This window comes from Streptomyces sp. NPDC037242 (assembly GCF_055604165.1).
In genome coordinates this window covers 42,509-59,643 of sequence record NZ_JBVJUY010000012.1, presented here as the reverse complement: position 1 = coordinate 59,643, position 17,135 = coordinate 42,509, and the positions used below count along the sequence as shown (strand labels likewise).

At 72.9% G+C, this 17,135-nt stretch carries 17 protein-coding genes; 11 read left to right on the top strand and 6 right to left on the bottom strand.

Features of this window, described 5'->3' with window-relative positions; translation table 11 throughout:
• Positions 1 to 112 precede the first annotated feature (112 nt).
• The 3 genes from ACZ7GJ_RS16415 (at position 113) to ACZ7GJ_RS16405 (ending at position 3,091) form a co-directional block, all read left to right on the top strand.
• Positions 113 to 1,492, top strand: a complete 1,380-nt coding sequence (locus ACZ7GJ_RS16415; protein WP_470752229.1) for a hemolysin family protein — start codon at positions 113 to 115, stop codon at positions 1,490 to 1,492.
• Entirely contained in the window at positions 1,489 to 2,568 is a 1,080-nt protein-coding gene (locus ACZ7GJ_RS16410) for a hemolysin family protein (protein ID WP_470752228.1), read from the top strand. The genes ACZ7GJ_RS16415 and ACZ7GJ_RS16410 overlap by 4 nt, the downstream gene beginning before the upstream one ends.
• A gap of 85 nt (positions 2,569 to 2,653) precedes the next feature.
• The gene (locus tag ACZ7GJ_RS16405; RefSeq protein WP_470752227.1) at positions 2,654 to 3,091 is read left to right on the top strand and encodes a hypothetical protein; all 438 of its coding nucleotides are present in this window, start codon (positions 2,654 to 2,656) and stop codon (positions 3,089 to 3,091) included.
• Between the two features lie 33 nt (positions 3,092 to 3,124).
• On the opposite strand, the gene ACZ7GJ_RS16400 is transcribed toward ACZ7GJ_RS16405, so the two are convergent.
• Together ACZ7GJ_RS16400 and ACZ7GJ_RS16395 are read right to left on the bottom strand one after the other, a co-directional pair.
• Complete coding sequence (locus ACZ7GJ_RS16400) at positions 3,125 to 5,080, bottom strand: AAA family ATPase (RefSeq protein WP_470752226.1); 1,956 nt, start codon at positions 5,078 to 5,080, stop codon at positions 3,125 to 3,127.
• A gap of 376 nt (positions 5,081 to 5,456) precedes the next feature.
• Positions 5,457 to 6,092, bottom strand: a complete 636-nt coding sequence (locus ACZ7GJ_RS16395; protein WP_470752481.1) for a uridine kinase family protein — start codon at positions 6,090 to 6,092, stop codon at positions 5,457 to 5,459.
• 159 nt (positions 6,093 to 6,251) lie between these two features.
• On the opposite strand from ACZ7GJ_RS16395, the gene ACZ7GJ_RS16390 reads away from it, so the two are divergent.
• The 3 genes from ACZ7GJ_RS16390 to ACZ7GJ_RS16380 all read left to right on the top strand — a co-directional run bounded on the left by ACZ7GJ_RS16390 (position 6,252) and on the right by ACZ7GJ_RS16380 (position 8,468).
• Positions 6,252 to 7,646 carry a peptidase C39 family protein gene (locus ACZ7GJ_RS16390; protein ID WP_470752224.1) on the top strand — a complete coding sequence of 465 codons (1,395 nt, stop codon included), beginning with the start codon at positions 6,252 to 6,254 and terminating at the stop codon, positions 7,644 to 7,646.
• A gap of 103 nt (positions 7,647 to 7,749) precedes the next feature.
• Positions 7,750 to 8,181, top strand: coding sequence for an SPW repeat protein (locus tag ACZ7GJ_RS16385; RefSeq protein ID WP_470752223.1), 432 nt, complete (start codon positions 7,750 to 7,752; stop codon positions 8,179 to 8,181).
• Between the two features lie 134 nt (positions 8,182 to 8,315).
• The gene (locus ACZ7GJ_RS16380) at positions 8,316 to 8,468 is read left to right on the top strand and encodes an SCO1431 family membrane protein (RefSeq protein ID WP_470752221.1); all 153 of its coding nucleotides are present in this window, start codon (positions 8,316 to 8,318) and stop codon (positions 8,466 to 8,468) included.
• Here the strand turns inward: ACZ7GJ_RS16380 and ACZ7GJ_RS16375 are convergent.
• Genes ACZ7GJ_RS16375 through ACZ7GJ_RS16365 form a run of 3 tightly spaced genes read right to left on the bottom strand, consistent with a single transcriptional unit; the run spans position 8,446 to position 10,903 of the window.
• Positions 8,446 to 9,342, bottom strand: a complete 897-nt coding sequence (locus ACZ7GJ_RS16375; protein ID WP_470752220.1) for a hypothetical protein — start codon at positions 9,340 to 9,342, stop codon at positions 8,446 to 8,448. The two genes, ACZ7GJ_RS16380 and ACZ7GJ_RS16375, sit on opposite strands and share 23 nt — an antisense overlap.
• Entirely contained in the window at positions 9,339 to 10,298 is a 960-nt protein-coding gene (locus ACZ7GJ_RS16370; RefSeq protein WP_470752218.1) for a DUF6114 domain-containing protein, read from the bottom strand. The genes ACZ7GJ_RS16375 and ACZ7GJ_RS16370 overlap by 4 nt, the downstream gene beginning before the upstream one ends.
• A complete protein-coding gene (locus ACZ7GJ_RS16365) occupies positions 10,289 to 10,903 on the bottom strand; it encodes a DUF6230 family protein (protein ID WP_470752217.1) in 615 nt (204 codons plus the stop codon). The genes ACZ7GJ_RS16370 and ACZ7GJ_RS16365 overlap by 10 nt, the downstream gene beginning before the upstream one ends.
• A gap of 95 nt (positions 10,904 to 10,998) precedes the next feature.
• Between ACZ7GJ_RS16365 and ACZ7GJ_RS16360 the strand changes: the two genes are divergently transcribed.
• From ACZ7GJ_RS16360 to ACZ7GJ_RS16340, 5 genes are all read left to right on the top strand, one after another.
• A complete protein-coding gene (locus tag ACZ7GJ_RS16360) occupies positions 10,999 to 11,676 on the top strand; it encodes a TetR/AcrR family transcriptional regulator (protein ID WP_470752216.1) in 678 nt (225 codons plus the stop codon).
• Between the two features lie 144 nt (positions 11,677 to 11,820).
• On the top strand, positions 11,821 to 12,993 hold the full coding sequence (locus ACZ7GJ_RS16355) for an acyl-CoA dehydrogenase family protein (RefSeq protein ID WP_470752215.1): 1,173 nt from the start codon (positions 11,821 to 11,823) through the stop codon (positions 12,991 to 12,993).
• A gap of 42 nt (positions 12,994 to 13,035) precedes the next feature.
• Positions 13,036 to 13,851: a DUF6185 family protein gene (locus ACZ7GJ_RS16350; protein ID WP_470752479.1), complete on the top strand. Its 816-nt coding sequence runs from the start codon at positions 13,036 to 13,038 to the stop codon at positions 13,849 to 13,851.
• A gap of 379 nt (positions 13,852 to 14,230) precedes the next feature.
• Entirely contained in the window at positions 14,231 to 15,364 is a 1,134-nt protein-coding gene (locus ACZ7GJ_RS16345; RefSeq protein WP_470752214.1) for an Rv3169 family protein, read from the top strand.
• A gap of 15 nt (positions 15,365 to 15,379) precedes the next feature.
• Positions 15,380 to 16,477 (top strand): phosphotransferase family protein, encoded by a 1,098-nt coding sequence (locus ACZ7GJ_RS16340; RefSeq protein WP_470752212.1) that lies wholly within the window; start codon positions 15,380 to 15,382, stop codon positions 16,475 to 16,477.
• 14 nt (positions 16,478 to 16,491) lie between these two features.
• On the opposite strand, the gene ACZ7GJ_RS16335 is transcribed toward ACZ7GJ_RS16340, so the two are convergent.
• On the bottom strand, positions 16,492 to 16,953 hold the full coding sequence (locus ACZ7GJ_RS16335; protein ID WP_470752211.1) for a hypothetical protein: 462 nt from the start codon (positions 16,951 to 16,953) through the stop codon (positions 16,492 to 16,494).
• Positions 16,954 to 17,135: the final 182 nt, after the last annotated feature.

The window sequence follows — 17,135 nt, the reverse complement described above, 5'->3', positions numbered from 1 at the left end:
GGCCCCCGGAACCCGGGGACCCAGGGCACCTGCGACTTGAGGAGTGACTCCCTCCAGCAATGGACGGATCGTCCGGTAGTACCCGCGCCGCCCTCCCCATGGAGGCGGCGGCATGACCATCCCGCTACTCCTTCTCGTGGCGGCCTTCGTTCTGATCCTCGCCAACGGATTCTTCGTGGCAGCCGAATTCGGCCTCGTCACCGTGGAGAGACCCGAGGCCGAACGAGCCGCAGCCGACGGAGACCGCCGTGCCCGCACGGTGGTCGAGGCCCTGCGGGAGCTGTCCTTCCAGCTCTCTGGCACCCAGCTCGGCATCACCATCACCTCCCTCGTGGTCGGCATGCTCGCCGAGCCGGCCCTCGCGGCCCTGCTGGCCGGGCCGCTCGCCGCGACGGGCCTGCCCGAAGGAGCCGTCCCCGGCGTCGCCGTCGTCATCGGCATGCTGCTCGCCTCCGCCGTCCAGATGGTCGTCGGCGAGCTCGTCCCGAAGAACTGGGCGGTCTCCCGGCCGCTCCAGGTGGCACGCTTCGTCGCCGGCCCCCAGAACGCCTTCTCCCGCGCCTTCCGCCCGGTCATCGCCGGCCTCAACGCCGTCGCCAACCGGCTCGTACGCGCGCTCGGCGTGGAGCCCACCGACGAGATGGCCTCCGCCCGCACCCCCGGCGAACTGGTCTCCCTCGTCCGCCACTCGGCCCAGGCCGGCGCCCTCGAACAGGACACCGCCGACCTCTTCGTACGGACCCTCTCGCTGGGCGAACTCACCGCCCAGCACGTCATGACCCCCCGGGTCCGGGTCAGCGCGCTCCAGCACACGGCCACCGCGACCGACGTGCTCAACCTCACCCGCGCCACCGGTCTTTCCCGCTTCCCGGTCTACCGCGAACGCATCGACGAGATCACCGGCGTGGTCCACCTCAAGGACGCGCTCGCCGTCCCCGAGGCCGAACGCGGCCGCACCACCGTCAGCCGCATCTGCGTCGCCCCGCTGCTGGTGCCCGGCTCCCTGCCGGTGCAGCCGCTGCTGGAACGGCTGCGCAGCGAACAGCCGATGGCCGTCGTCGTAGACGAGTACGGCGGCACCGCCGGAGTCGTGACCCTGGAGGACATCGTGGAGGAACTCGTCGGCGAGGTCCGCGACGAGCACGACCTCGCGGAGGACGAGAGCCCCGAACTGGCCGCCGTACCCGCCGAGGACGGCCGCCCCTCCTGGGAGGCCGACGGCAGCTGCCGCGTCCAGACCCTGCGCCGGATAGGCCTGGAGGTCCCCGAGGGCCCCTACGAGACCGTCGCCGGCCTCGTCGCCGACCTGCTCGGCCGCATCCCCGCCCCCGGGGACCGCGCCGAACTCCCCGGCTGGAAGCTCTCCGTCCGCCAGGTCGGCCGCTACCGGGCCGAACGGGTCCGGCTGGTGCGCACCGCACCGCCCGGGACCGGCGCGCTGCCCTCGGCATCCGCCCCCGCCGAGCTGGAACCGGTGGGTGGCCCGCGGTGAACGTGCTCCAGCTCCTCTTCGCCCTGCTCCTCGTCCTGGCCAACGGCTTCTTCGTCGGCGCCGAGTTCGCACTCGTCTCGGTACGCCGCAGCCAGATCGAGCCCCTCGCGGCCGGCTCCAAGCGGGCCCGCCAGGTGCTGCACGGCCTGGAGAACCTGCCGCGCATGATGGCCGCCGCGCAGTTCGGCATCACCATGTGCTCGCTCACCCTCGGCGCGGTCGCCGAACCCACCGTCGCCCGGCTCCTGGAGCCCGTCTTCCACGCGGCCCGGGTGCCCGAGGGCCTGATCCATCCCCTCGGGTACGCCTTCGCGCTCGCCGCCGTGGTCTTCCTGCACCTGGTCATCGGCGAGATGGTCCCCAAGAACCTCGCCATGGCCGCCCCCGAGAAGACCGCCCTGTGGTTCAGCCCCGGCCTGGTCGCCTTCGCCCGGCTCTGCGGGCCGGTGACCACCGCCCTCGGGGCCTGCGCCAAGGTCGTCCTGCGGCTCTTCAAGGTCGAGCCCAAGGACGAGGTCGAGGCCGTCTACACCTCCGCGCAGCTCGGCCGGCTGCTCAAGGACTCCCGGCAGGCCGGGCTCCTGGAGCCGGTCGAGCAGGAGCGCCTGGAGGACGCCCTGGAGCTCGGCAGCCGCCCGGTCACCGACGTCCTCCTCGCCCCGGGCCGGCTGGTCACGGTCGGCCCCTCGGCCACCCCGCGCCAGATCGAGCAGCTGACGGTCCGCACCGGGTACTCCCGCTTCCCCGTCCGCTCCGACGACGGCGCCTTCATGGGCTACCTGCACGTGAAGGACGTACTGGACCTGGAGGAGCGGGAGCGGGCCGTGCCCCAGCGGGTCTGGCGCCGGATGACCACCCTGTGCTCCACCCTGCCGCTGGACGACGCGCTCAGCGTCATGCGCCGGGACGCCACCCACCTCGCCCAGGTCGCCGACCCGGCCGGGCGGGTCCTCGGCCTGGTCGCCATGGAGGACGTCCTGGAGATGCTGGTCGGCGAGGTCCGCGACCCCGCGCACCGCACGACCCCGCGCGCCCGCAGGCCCGAGCGCCGTCCGGAGGGCGCGCTCACCGGCTGACGCCGCCGCCGGGCCCGTCGCACGACGGGTCCGGCGGCCGCCGCGGGCTGCCATACTCGCGGTCCCGCGGTGGGAGGGGGCGGTCATGCAGGCCGACGCACACGGAGAACCCGGCGACACCGAATTCCGGGGCACGGCCCTGGAAGTGCTTGAGCGGCTGCGGGAGGACCCCGACGCGCCCTCCCCGGTGGCGCGCCGGCTGCGCGAGGTGATCCTCGACCGGCTGCCCGCCGCACACACGGGCGTCTTCGCCGCCTTCGAGCGCGAACCCTACGCACCGGACGCGGCCCGTGCCCTCGCCTCGGCCCTGGGGGAACTCGCCGGGGCGGACCCGGAGTTCGCGGCTCAGGTCCGCACCCTGCTACAAGGTCGGCTCGGCGGCGGCCCTGCGGACGAGCAGTGGGCCGAGCGGCACGGCGGACGGCCCGTCTCGGCCCTCTGGTTCGTGATCGCCCTGGCCATCGCCTTCCTTGTCCTCTCCGCGTTCGCGGCATGCTCCGGCGCGCCCCCGGAGATCCCGTAGCCCGATCGGGCGCGGACACGGGCGGCGGCGCGGTCAGAGCGCCGGCGGATCCGGCCGCTCCTGCGGCCCCCGGCCCGACAGGACCTCCCCGTACGCCTGCATCAGGTCGGGCAGCCGCAGCGTCGCCAGGTCGTCCCGCGACGGATCGCCCGCGAAGCCCGCCAGCCGCAGGTCCCGGTACGCGCAGCTCTTCTCGTACAGCGTGCGCAGGAACCTGCCGTTGCCCAGCTCGTCGATCCAGCCCTGCTCCACCACGTGCCCGCTGATGCTGCGCAGCTCCTCCAGCGCCTCCTCGTCCCAGCGGTCGCCGTTCCCGTCGGCCAGCACCCCGCCGATCGCGGTCAGCTCCGGCGGCCGGTAGCTGGGGAAGTCCACCCTGGTGGTGAACCGCGAGGACAGCCCCGGATTGGTCGCCAGCAGCCGGTCCATCCCGGCCGGATAGCCCGCCAGGATCACCACCAGGTGGTCGCGGTTGTCCTCCGCCCGCTTCAGCAGCACCTGGAGGGCCTCGTCCCCGTACGCATCGCCCTTGCTGTAGCCGGAGTTGGAGAGGCTGTACGCCTCGTCCACGAAGAGCACCCCGCCGATCGCCGAATCGATCAGCTCGTTGGCCTTCACGGCCGTCTGCCCGAGGAACTCGCCGACCAGGTCCGCCCGCTGGGCCTCCACCAGGTGGTCGCCGCCGAGCAGGCCCAGTGCGTAGAACACCCGGCCCAGGATCCGCGCCACCGTCGTCTTGCCCGTGCCGGACGGCCCGGAGAAGACGAAGTGCCGCTTGGGCGGCTGCACCGGCAGTCCCTGGCCGGCCCGCAGCCGCGCCATGTGCAACTGCGCGGACAGCGCCTTCACCTGCCGTTTCACCGGCTCCAGGCCCACCATCCGCTCCAGCTCCGCGAGCGCCTCGGCGAGCGCCGCCGGATCGGCGGGACCGGTCGGCAGCCCCGCCGGCGTCGACTGCGGTGGCACCGCCACCTTGCGCCGTACACCCTCCAGCCGGCCCGTACCGGGACCCGCGCCGGGTGGCTGGGGCGGCACTCCCGGGCCGTGGCGCGGCTCCGGCGGATCGGGGGCGGACAGCGGATCCTGCTCCACCTGCCCGTCCGCGGCGATGTCCTGCACGGGACCGCCGCCCAGCGCGACGGCCGCGAAGCCCCCGCCGCCCGGAGCCGGGCCGTGCCCGCCGTAGCGGATGTCCCCCGGATAGCCGTCGTACCCGTCGATGCAGTCGCTGTCCTCGATGGCCGTCAGCCGGGCCGCCGTGTCCATGAACGCCGGATCCACCCGGTGCACCGCCCGGTACAGCGGCAGGGCCGCCGCGCTGCGTCCGGTGCCCTCGTGCGCCCGCGCCAGCCAGTACCTCAGCTCCTTGCGCTGGGGCTGCTCGCTGCGGCAGCGCATCAGGGCCGCCGACAGCATGGGCTCGGCCTGCCCGTACATCTCCAGCCGGACCCGGGCCATCCCGCCGAACAGCCCCGCCTCGATCCCGAGCAGCGGATCGTCCACCAGCGGCTCGGTCTGCCGGACCAGCTGCTCCCAGTCCTTGACCAGGTAGGCCCGGCAGGCGTGCAGGAACCGGACCTGCGGATCGGTGTCCACCGGGGGCAGCGAGGCGAGGGCCTGGTCCAGCTCGGGCACGTGGCGCCCGTCCAGCCAGTGCGAGGCGTGGGCCAGCAGCAGGTCCCGTCGGCTCTCCAGTACCGGCTGCACCCACCAGCCCAGCCAGTACCAGGAGTTCAGGGTCCGCCGGTGCCGGGCCCGCTGCTCGCCGAAGCGGTCCCGGTGCGCGTACATGCGCAATAACGCGTTCGTGGTGTCGACCCGGAGGGCGTGCAGGCCCAACCAGGCGTCGGCCATCGCGGGATCCAGTCGTACGGCCGCCCGGAACTCCTCCTCGGCCTGCGGATAGGCGCCCATGGTGCAGGCGTCCACTCCTCGCAGCCAGGCGAGTTCGGCCGGGGCGTGGGTGCTGCCCGGCGTGCCGAAATCCATCACATCCCCCACAAGCCGCCCCCGTGGTGCGCGGCAACCCCCGCGTGGTGCGCGCGAGTTGTCAAGCGCCGATGAAATCAGGGCTGCATCGTACCTGCGGTTACGCACCTTACGTAGGGTGCGGTGGGCATGCGTCGGTGACGCATCCGGGGCCGCCAAGGTGACGCAGGGTGAAGAATCGGAGTCGATTCCCTCCGCGTGACACCGGGGCGGAGGGGCGATCGGGGCAGAACGAAGCCCCCGATCACGGGGGAACAATCGGGGGCTTCGTGTCCGCGACGGCCTTGAAAGACCGCGCATTGAGAACGTAAGGCCGCTTCGGGGGTGCGGTCAAGCGGCCCGGTGGAGCCTCGCGGGAGCGGATTTCCGGAGCCGCTCAGGCCCGGGGGAGTTCGTCACCCTCGGTGAGGGAAGCGGGCGATCCCGGGGTCGCAGCAGCCCCGGAAGTCCACTCGTATCCCGTACCGCTCTGCCGTACCAGGGTGTCCGCGAAGGGGCGCGAAGGATCATCCGAGAAGTGCGCGAGCTCCGCGCGCTCCCATCCGTCCCAGAAGTCGGAAAGTTCGCGCCCGTCCCGGTTTCGCCCGCGCCCCCACGAGGTCGCGCGCGGAGTCTCCATCCACAGCAGCCGCGCCAGGTGCGGGCGCAGCGCCCGCCGCCCGGCGCCGACGCCCTCGACGAGCAGCACGGCCGCCGGCTCCAGCACCCGCTCCGGGCCGAACCGCCGCTCGACCCAGTCGTACGGGGCCCAGTGCGCGGCCCGGCCGGCCGCGAGCGGCTCCAGCACCTGCGCGCGCAGCCGCTCCGGCCAGCCGAACAGCTCCTGATGGGTGGCCACGTCGTCCAGGTGCAGTACGGGTACGCCGCCCAGGGCCTCGGCGAGCCGCGTCGCGAAGGTGCTCTTCCCGGACCCGGCGTGCCCGTCGATGCCGATCAGCCGTACCGGGCCCAAGGAGGGCGGCAGCGCGGCGAGCTCGCTCGCGAGCGACTCAAGCGATTCCAGGGGTTCCAGTGACTCGGGTGACTGCTGTGGCTCCACCCGGCCAGCGTAGGCCCCGTCCGGGTGTCAGCCCCGACACGGGCCCGTGGCTTCGTCGTCCGGCCACCGGGAACTGGAAGGGTGGCGGGTGGAGAAGCCGAACCGCCGCACCGACCCCTGGGGGCCATGCCGATGACCGCACCCACGCCACGCAGGGCCCTGCTGACCGTCGCCCTCGCGGCCGCCACCGCCGCCACCCTGCCCGGGGGGCGCGCCGCCTCGGCCGCCTCCGGCACGCCCCAGGCCCCGGCCCCCGCCTCCGGGGCGGCCTCCGGAGCGGCCGCAGGGAAAACAGTCGACAACCGGTTCTGGTACTCGTACGCCCACTGGCGCGCCGGCTTCCACCAGGGCACCACCGCCATCGGCGGCGCCCGCCCCGGCCTGGAGATCAAGACCCCGGCCGGCCGCACGGAGTACGCGGACCCGCACACCGGCCGGAAGAGCACCTGGGAGTACGCCACCTGGACCTCCCCCGTGCACGCCTCCACCGTGCCCGCCACCGAGGCCATCGCCTCCTGGAACGCCCGCACCCCGGCCGGCACCTGGATCCAGACCGAGCTGCGGGGCACCTACACCGACGGCACCGCCACCCCCTGGTACGTCATGGGCCGCTGGGCCTCAGGTGAGGACGCCATCCGGCGCACCTCCGTGGACGGCCAGACCGACGGCAGGTCCACCGTCTGGACCGACACCCTGGCCCTGGACGCACCGACGGCCGCCACCGGCCTGCGGATCAAGGACTGGCGGCTGCGCCTGACCCTGTACCGCAAGCCCGGCGCCCTGCGCGGCCCCACCGTGTGGCTGGCCGGGGCCATGGCCTCCGCCGTCCCGGACCGGTTCACCGTCCCCGCCTCCCGGCCCTCGGGCGTCGCGCACGAGCTCAAGGTGCCGCGCTACTCGCAGGAGACGCACGCCGGCCAGTACCCGGAGTACGACAACGGCGGCGAGGCATGGTGCAGCCCCACGTCCTCGCAGATGATCATCGAGTTCTGGGGCCGCAAACCCGCCGCGAAGTCCCTGGCCTGGGTCAAGAAGGAGTACGCCGACCCGCAGGTCTGCCATGCCGCCCGGTCCACCTACGACGCCGCCTACAAGGGCTGCGGGAACTGGCCCTTCAACGCCGCCTACGCCGCCACCTACCGCCAGCTCGCCGGGGTCGTCACCCGGCTCGGCTCGCTGGCCGACCTGGAGACCCTGGTCCGGGCCGGCGTCCCGGCCATCACCTCCCAGTCCTTCCGGCCCGAGGAGCTCACCGGCGCGGGCTACGGCACCGCCGGCCACCTGATGGCCGTCATCGGGTTCACCGCGGCCGGCGACGTGATCGCCAACGACCCCAACTCGCCCGCGAACACGGCCGTGCGCCGGGTCTACCGGCGCCGCGAGTTCGAGAACAACTGGCTGCGCACCAAGCGGTACAACGCCACCGGCAAGGTCGTCTCGGGCACCGGGGGAGTCTGCTACCTCTACGGCCCGATCCGCCCGAACGCCGCTCAGGTCCAGGCGCTGCGGACCGTCGGAGTCCTGTGACTCCGCAGTCCTGTGAAAAAAAATGCATGCTGGTCAGAAAGGCTGAACGGGCGGAATATGGGCATAAAGGGCATATAAGGCTTCTCGTAGGAGGCAGCCCACCATGACCACCCATCCGAACATCGAACATCACCCGGACCTTGCCGAAATGCGGACTCGGTTCGAGCGGGTGACCACCACTCCCAGCGCGCAGGCCGTGGAGGCGCTGGCCCTGATCACGGGCCTGTACCTGGCGGCTTCGCCATGGATCGCCGGGTTCAGCGTGCTCGGCCCGCTGGCCATCAACAACCTCATCGCCGGCCTGGCGTTCTGTCTGTGCATGGGCGGCCTGGGGTCGGCCTACGAGCGCACCCACGCGATGGCCTGGACGGCAGTCGCGATCGGCGCCTGGACGATCATCGCCCCCTGGGTCATGGCCGGTGAGATGGACACGACCCGCAGTGTCACGAGCAATGTCATCACCGGCGCCGTCGCCGTATGCCTCGGCCTGGCCATGGCGGCCATGGCAGGAGGCAGGCGCGACACCGCCGCCTGAGCGGACGCCTGTCGGAGCGGACGTTTCCGCCGCCGGGCCCCGGCCGTCACGGCCGGGGCCCGGCGGCGTGACGCGCGCCACCAGTGACCATCGTCTCTACCGCGAAAGCGACGAACGCTGGCACATTGGACGGCATGACGACTTCCAGCGCCACCCCCAACGCCCCTGCCCGCAACCTCGTGGGCACCGGTGGCCCCAAGGAGGATTCCTCCTGGCTGGAGCACGTGCTCGGCTGGACCCTCGTGGTCGTCGTCGCCATGTTCGTCACCCAGGTCGGCTGGTTCTAGGTGCCGCCTCCTGCGGCTCGACCCGCCAGTGCCCGTCCGGAACGCCCACCAGCCCGTACAGCCTCCGTACCGGTGAGCGCGCGGGCAGCAGCACCACCCCGGCCACCGCGGCGAACAGCCCGAGGCCGAGCCACCACCCCAGCATCCGTACGAGGGCACTCGCGCCCAGCGCCCCCGCGAACGGCAGCACGTACACCCCCGCCCCGGCGATCACCACCGCGAGCAGGCGGGGCACCTTGAGGTCCGCCGCCGCCCCGGGCAGCCGCCAGCCCTCCACCAGCCAGCCGATCTCGGCCAGCAGCATCGTGCCGATCACGGCCGTGCCGAAGACCAGCAGGGCCAGGAAGGTCCCCGAGGTCGCGAAAGCCAGCACGCCGTTGGCCACGCCGTCCGCGGACCAGCCGGCGTAGGCCCGCGGATCGGCGCTCAGCAGCCGCCGGTACCCGCTGCCGTCCCACCCGTGGATCAGGGTGAAGAACAGCAGGAAGTACCCCGCCACCGCCTGCAGATACCCCCAGTACCCGGCCCCCACCAGCACGAACAGCCGCGCCGCGAGGAAGCCGAGCAGGGCGCCCACCACCACCGAGCCGACGTGGAAGAGCGCGAAGCCGGCCCACACCCCGTCGTGGTCCCGCGCCACCTGCATCGTCGCCCAGGCCGGGTTCTGCCACAGCAGGTACACCCCGGTCGGGGCCAGGAGCAGCGCCGCGTAGAGCACGGTCAGCGCCAGGTACGGATTGGCCGCGCGGCTCCTCGTACGGACCCCCTCGCCCCGGACCGACCGCTCCCACCACTGGAGCTGGCGCCCGGCCGCCACCGCGAAGGTGGCGCCGATGCCGTAGGCCCACAGCGGCGCCGCCTGCACGGGGATCACGAGGCCTCCAGCCGCAGTCCGTCGGTGGTGATCACGTCGGAGGTGACCAGCGCCTGCTCCGCGCGGACCTGGGTCATGAAGACGAACGGCGGGATGACCGGGGGAGCAGGCAGCCCGTCCGGGCTGAAGGTCACGCACAGCAGCCCTTCGATGCACCCGCTGAACCTCGTGAGGTAGAGGGTCACGTCCCCGCGCAGGTCCAGGGACTTCGCCGCCAGCCCGTACTCCTCGCGGCCGTCGCGGGTGCGCAGCCGGTAGTCGCGGAGCGAGGCCGCGTGCATCCGCAGCACCAGCACCTTCAGCGGCCCGTCGACCGTGGACACCTCCGTGATCCCCGCGAAGGCGAAGCCCTGCGGGGCGAAGAGCGAGGTCGTCACCGTCGGCGGGGTCCGGGCCGCCACCGGCGCCCGCAGGGGGCTCTCCGCGGCCTGCGCCCGCGCCGGCGGCGCGCCCGCCGCCAGCCCCGCGAGCAGGACCACCGGCAGTACGGCGGCCAGCGTGCGCGGCCCGCTGCCGTCCAGGCTCGGGACGTACGGCCCCTCCTCGCCCGCCTCCTCGTCGGGCAGCGGGGTCCAGCCGAAGGCCAAGGCGCTGCCCGCGATGCCCAGCAGCATTCCGACCAGGAAGCCGCCGAGGTTGGTCGCCACGAAGGACAGCACCGACAGCAGCAGCGCGTGGACGGAGACGTACGCCCGGGTCTGCGGCAGGAACCACAGGAACAGGCCCGCGGCGATCAACGCGATCCCGATCCCGATGGCCGCGATCCCGCCGAGACCCAGGCTGACCAGCACGGTCAGCGGGGAGAGCGGGACCAGCAGTAGCTCGGTCCCGCCCAGCACGACCAGCAGCCCGCCCCAGAACGGGCGGGTCCGGCGCCAGGTGCGCAGCCGCCGCCGGGGCCCGGGCAGCGGCAGCCATCGCTCCAGCAGGTCGCCGGCCCGGGCCGCTAGAAGCACTTCCTGCCGTCCAGGCTGACGTTGAGCTTCATGCCCTTGAGGTGGAAGTTCCCGCCGGTCGCGGACCAGGCGTGCGACTTGACGTCCACCACCTCGATGTTCCCGGCCTGCAGCCCGAACTTGCCCGGCTCGCCCGCGACCCCGGGCACCGCGTCGAGGGTCGAGGCGTCCCGGCCGATCTGGGCCGTGCCGAAGGTGGCGTCGCCGTCGAGGTCCTCGCCGTCGATGACGAGGTTGCTGGCGGTGACCTGCCCGGCCGGCCCGCCGGCGGTCAGCTTGAAGACCACCTTCCCCAGCGGGGTGTCCACCTCGGCCGCCTGGCAGATGTCGCTGAGAGTGGCCTCGCCGATGCCCAGCAGCGCCACCGGATGCCCCTTGCCGTCGACGGAGCGGTCCGTCTGCACGTAGGAGGCCAGGCCCTTGCTGCTCAGCTTGGATGAGGAGACCTGGAAACTGGTCCCCGAGACGGCGAAGGAGGCGGCGAGCGCGCCCTGCGCCATGACCATGGCCATCGCCCCGACCGCGACGACCGCGGGCATCGCGACGGCGGCCGTCTTCTTCCAGTTGACCCGGCCCTCCGCGGGGGGTCTCGTGCCCTTGCCCATGAGTGTTCCTCCCGTACGTCGTCCAGTGCGCAGGGGAAGTGCTGGGGGGTGCCATACTGCGGACATCCTGTGGCAGTTCGAGGCTAGGGCTGAATTTGAATAATAGTCAACAGCGTGGAACGACCGGGCGTTCGCAGGTTCGTCGAGCCGAACTCATGGCGATCGGACGCAAGTTGTTCGCCGACACCTCGTACGACGCGCTCTCCATGGACGACATCGCCAAGCACGCGGGCATCGCCAAGGGGCTCATCTACTACTACTTCAAGAGCAAACGCGGCTACTACCTGGCCATCGTCGAGGAGTCGGTCGCCGAGCTCGTCGCCCGCGCCGCCGGTGAGACCGACCTGCCCAACGCCGAACGGGTGCGCCGCACCATCGACGGCTACCTGCACTACGCCGAGCACCATCAGGCCGCCTACCGCACCATCGTCACCGGCGGCGTCGGCTCCGACTCCGAGGTCCTCGCCATCCGCGAAGCCGTCCGCGAGGAACTGGTCGCCACCATCGCCGAAGGCGCGTACGGGCGCCGCGCGGTCCCGCCCCTCGCCCGTCTCGCCCTGGTCGGCTGGCTCTCGGGAGTCGAGGGAATCACGCTGGAGTGGATCGGCGCCCTCGCCGCGGGAGCCCCCGACCAGCCCGACCGCGCGGAACTCGGAGCCCTGCTGGTGCGCCAGCTGCGGGCCACTCTGACGGTGATCGCGGAGTTCGTGCCGGAGTGCCCGGCCCCGCCCGCTCCGGACGAAGATCTCGCACCCGTGACGGGAAGCTCCTGATCAGGCATACTCAACCGCCGCAGCCACTGAACAGCCCCTTCCGCGACCCGGGAGGGCAGTATCGGCTGTGAGAGCACCGAGACCCGGCGTCGCGTCACAACCCTCACGCGCCGCCCCGTGCCCACGAGTGAGGAGAGCGCCGCCATGACCGACCGCGCCCCGCAGCCGGTTGACCGTCAGCTGCCGACCGAGGAGTCCCGCGACCTGCTGGCGCTCGTACGCGAGATCGCCCAGCGCGAGATCCGCCCCCGGGCCGCCGAGGAGGAGGACGCCGGGCGGTTCCCGCGCGAGGTCTTCACCCTGCTGTCCGAGGCCGGCCTGCTGGGGCTCCCGTACGACGGCGAGTTCGGTGGCGGCGAGCAGCCGTACGAGGTCTACCTCCAGGTCCTGGAGGAGCTGGCCGCGGCCCGCCTCACGGTCGGGCTCGGCGTCAGCGTGCACTCCCTGGCCTGCCACGGCCTGGCCGGCTACGGCACCAAGGAGCAGCAGGGCGCCCACCTGCCCGCCATGCTCGGCGGCGGCCTGCTGGGCGCGTACTGCCTCTCCGAGCCGGCTTCGGGCTCCGACGCGGCCTCGCTGACCACCAAGGCGGTCCGCGACGGCGACGACTGGATCATCACCGGCACCAAGGCCTGGATCACCCACGGCGGGGTCGCCGACTTCTACACCGTGCTGGCCCGCACCGGCGCCGAGGGCCCCAAGGGCATCACGGCCTTCCTGGTCCCCGGCGACGCGGCGGGCCTGACGGCGGCCGTCCCGGAGAAGAAGATGGGCATGAAGGGCTCGCCCACCGCCCAGCTGCACTTCGACGGTGTACGGGTGGCCGACAGCCGGCGCATCGGCGAGGAGGGCCAGGGCTTCACCATCGCGCTGGCCGCCCTGGACGCGGGCCGCCTCGGCATCGCCGCCTGCGCCATCGGCGTCGCGCAGGCCGCCCTGGACGAGGCACTGGCGTACGCGCTGGACCGCAAGCAGTTCGGCCACCCGATCGCGGACTTCCAGGGGCTGCGCTTCATGATGGCCGACATGGCCACGAAGATCGAGGCGGGCCGGGCCCTGTACCTGGCGGCGGCGCGGCTGCGGGACGCGGGCAAGCCGTTCTCCCGCCAGGCGGCCATGGCCAAGCTCTTCTGCACCGACGCGGCGATGGCCGTCACCACGGACGCGGTCCAGGTCCTCGGCGGCTACGGCTACACGGCGGACTTCCCCGTCGAGCGGCTGATGCGCGAGGCGAAGGTGCTGCAGATCGTGGAGGGCACGAACCAGATCCAGCGCATGGTGATCGCCCGGCACCTGGCGGGCCCTGAATCGCGCTGACGCGCCCCGCAGGGCGGCCGCCTCCCCGGACCGGGCCGCAGAATCGGGCCCGGCCTCCGGGGCGGTCCCGGCGGCGCGCCCCGAGCAGGCCGGCCTCGGCTGTCAGGGTGGACCCGCGCGCCCGGGGCGCCGGCGGCGGACCCCTGTCGAGCGGACCAGCTCGGAGCTGCGAAGTTCAAGGCATCGCCGGAATTCGACCACCGCGGCCGCGACTACAGCCTGCTCACCACCACCACCGAGGTCAAAGTACCGGCGGGCCGGTCACTGGCCCCGCACCTGCTCCTGGACCCCCGCTCGCCGCTCTACCGCTCGGCGCTGCGCTGCTTCTGGACCACCACCTGGGCGGGCGCGGGGTTCTTCCCCGGGGCGCTGTGGCGCGACCTCCCCGGCCGGTACGGCCCGACGAAGGCGTTCGGGGTCGCCGCGGCGTTCGCCGTTCCGGTCGCGACCCACCAGATCATCGCCCAGGGCATCGGCCGGAGCATGGAGGGAACGGCCGCCATTGCGGCCTTCGCCTCGGTCATGACGTTCAGCGGCCTCTTCATGGACGTGCAGGCCTTCCAGAGCGAGCGGCCCTACTGGCCGACCGACGCCTGCCCCGTCGCGTACGTCTACCAGATGCGCTTCGCCCCGGTGGCGTTCTTCCTGGCGCAGCTCCTGGAGCTCGCCACGATCTGGCAGACCCTCCGAGAAGGGGGCCCGCTGGCGCCGCCCCGTCCCGGTAGCCGCGCGGGTCACCCCCCGAACAGGGGGCCGGTCGGCCAGATCGGGGAGGAGGCGATCCGGGACCACTCCGGGTCGCGGCGCCCGGGCACGGTCCGGCCGTCCTCGGTCCAGCGGGCCAGCAGTGCGAGGTAGATGGGCGGATCGGGGTGCCGCGGCGGCGCCTGCCGAACCGATTCTTCGTACCCGTCCGAGGCCGGCCGCCGCCGACGTCCCACCCGCGGTGTGGAGGTCTCCATCGTGGTCATACCGGGCCAACGCGGCACCGCACCCGCGCGTAACCCCTCCCCGCCGCCGCCCATCCGTTCGACCCCTCCCACTGCCCGGGGCGCTGCGCCCGCGCGCGAGCCCGCGCCCGGCGGCACGGCTCGCGAGCCCCCGCCCGCGGTGCGCGGCGGCGTGGTGTGCCGCCCTGTCAGGGAGTGCCAGAAGTATGGCCCCCGGATCGGTTCCTGACGTACCGTCATATCCGCCGGAGCCGCCGCGGCTCCCCACCGCGTCCAGGAGGTCCGCCATGCCCGCCGACCGGCCCGTATCGCTCGACGAATACCCCATCCACCAGGCGCCGTTGTCGATGAAGCACCTCGTCAGCGGCGACCGGAACGCCTACGACCGCTGCATCTTCCACGTCTTCGACCACGCCGGGCGCGCCGTCCTGATCCTCGGCCTGGGCGTCTACCCCAACGCCGGCGTCATAGACGCCTACGCCACCCTGCGCATCGGCGACGAACTCCTCGCCGTCCGCGCCTCCGGCGCCCTCACCGACGACCGCATGAACCTCTCCGTCGGCCCCCTGCGCATCATCGTCGACACCCCCCTCAAGCAGATCACCCTCCAGTGCGACGCCGACCCCGAGGACCCGCAGGGACTCTCGTACGACATCACCTGGACCGCCGAGTTCCCCGCCGTCTGGGAACCCCACCACATCCAGCGCCGCGGCGACCGCCTCATGCTCGAAGGCCGCCGCTTCGTCCAGGCGGGCAACACCACCGGCACCATCCGCGCCAAGGGCGAGGAATTCACCCTCACCCCGGGGGAGTGGACCGGCACCCGCGACCGCAGCTGGGGCGTGCGCCCGATCCCCGGCGAGGACGGCGGCCGCGCCGCCGAGGAACACCGCCCCGAGGGCTTCCACTGGCTCTGGATACCCGTCCGCTTCGAGGACCGCTTCCTCATGGTCATCGCCCAGGAGGACGCCGACGGCCACCGCACCCTCAGCGAGGCCGTCCAGGTCTTCCCCGAGGACAGCGGCCGCCGCGACGTCCAACTCGGCTGGCCGCACACCGACATCCGCTACCGCCCCGGCAGCCGCCACCCCGAGAGCGCCGTGGTCCACCTCACCGACCCGGCGCGCAAACCCCTCGAACTCGGCGTGGAGATCCTCAACTCCTCCCCGCTCGCCGTCGGCGCCGGCTACCCGCCCGCCGCCGACTGGCAGCACGGCACCTGGCAGGGCCGCGGCTGGACCGACCGCCGCGCCTACGACCTCTCCGACCCCTCGGCCCACCCCATGGCCGCCTTCGGCGTCACCGACCACTCGGCCCGCTTCACCCTCGACGGGCAGACCGGCCACGGCATCTTCGAGCACGGCAGCTTCGGCCGCCACGACCCGAGCGGCTTCGCCGACTACTCCTCCGTCGCGCAGTAGAGAAGGGGCTCACCCATGGCAACGGCACCGCGTCCCCGCACCTCCACCCGCGAACCCGAGGAACTCGCCCGCCGCCTCGCGGCCTGGCTCGACACCCGGCTGCCCGGAGCGAAGATCACGGGCACCTCCGTCCCCGGCTCCAACGGCATGTCCAGCGAAACCCTGCTCTTCGACATCGAGCACCCCGACACCCCGATCCGCGCCTGCGCACTGCGCCTCGCCGCCGACCCGGCCGCCTACACCGTCTTCCCCACCTACGACATGGCCCGCCAGCACCGCGTCATGAGCCTGGTCGCCGCCCACACCGACCTGCCCGTCCCGCGCGTGCAGTGGCTGGAGGAGGACCCCGGGCCGCTCGGGGCGCCGTTCTTCGTCATGGCCCGCGCCGAGGGCCGCGTACCGCCCGACGTCATGCCCTACACGTACGAGGGCAACTGGCTGCACGCCGCGACCGACGCCGAACGCGCCACCCTCCAGGAAGCGAGCGTCGCGCTGCTGGCACACCTGCACGACCAATTCCCGGCGAAGGAGGCGGAGTTCCTCCTTCCGCCCGGCGAAGGCAGCCCGCTGCGCCGGCACGTCGACGCCCAACGCGCGTACTACGCATGGGTGGTGGACGGCCTGGCACCCTCGCCGCTACTGGAGCGGGCCTTCGACCGGCTGGAGGAACTCTGGCCCGCCGACGAGGGCGAGGCAGTCCTGAACTGGGGCGACGCCCGCATCGGCAATGTGATCTACCAGCCCGACGGCTTCGAACCGGTCGCCGTCCTGGACTGGGAGATGGCCGCCTTGGCCCCGCGCGAGGTCGACCTCGGCTGGACCGTCTACCTCCACCGGTTCTTCCAGGACCTGACCGTCGGCTTCGGCCAGCCCGGCCTGCCGGACTTCCTGCGCCGCGAGGACATCGAGCGCCGGTACGCCGAACTCACCGGGCACACCCCGCGGGACATGGAGTTCCACACCCTGTACGCCGCCCTGCGGCACGGGATCGTCATGCTGCGCATCGCCTACCGGCAGGCGCACTTCGGCGAGGTGGAGATCCCCGCGGAACCCGACGGCCTGATCCTGCACCACGCCAGCCTGGCCGCCATGGTGCAGGGCACGTACTGGTAACCCGCGATCAGGCGTCAGGCGGCCTGCGCGTGCTGCCGCATCTGGGGCAGCACCGCGGGCGCGGGCATCCGCACGGGACGCGAGCCCGGGCCGCCGACGTGCGAGAACGGCTGCGTCCGCCAGTCCAGCCCGAGCGGCAGCGTCAGGTGCACGACGGGCTCCAGCTCGGCGGTCTCGTCCGCGCCGAAGCCGACCGCGGGCAGCGCGTCGGCGGCGGGCCGACCGGTGCCCGCGCACACCGTGAGCCCGAACGGGTTCCACGGGGTCAGGCACAGCGCGTGCTGCGGCAGGAACTCCTCGCCCGCGACCAGGGCGATCGCCTGGCCGCAGTCGGGGCAGTTCGCGTGGTGGATCTCGAATCCCTCGGACTCGTCGAGGTACTCGGCGTACCCGTTCTCGGCGTACGGGCCGTCCGCGGATTCGAGCGGTTCCAGGGGCTCCGGTTCAATGCGACCGGCGCGCTTGGTGTTCTGCATGGATGTACTCCCCCTTGGGTGGGCCGGGCGGGCAGTTTCTACGGCCTCGGCCACACCAAGCACTTCCCGTCGCGCGGCACGAGTAACCACAACAGCACGGCGTACGCCTCCATACACCTGTGGCCTTGGTCACATGCCCGGCGCAGGTGCCATTCGGTCCGTGGACAACGCTGGGCCTGAAG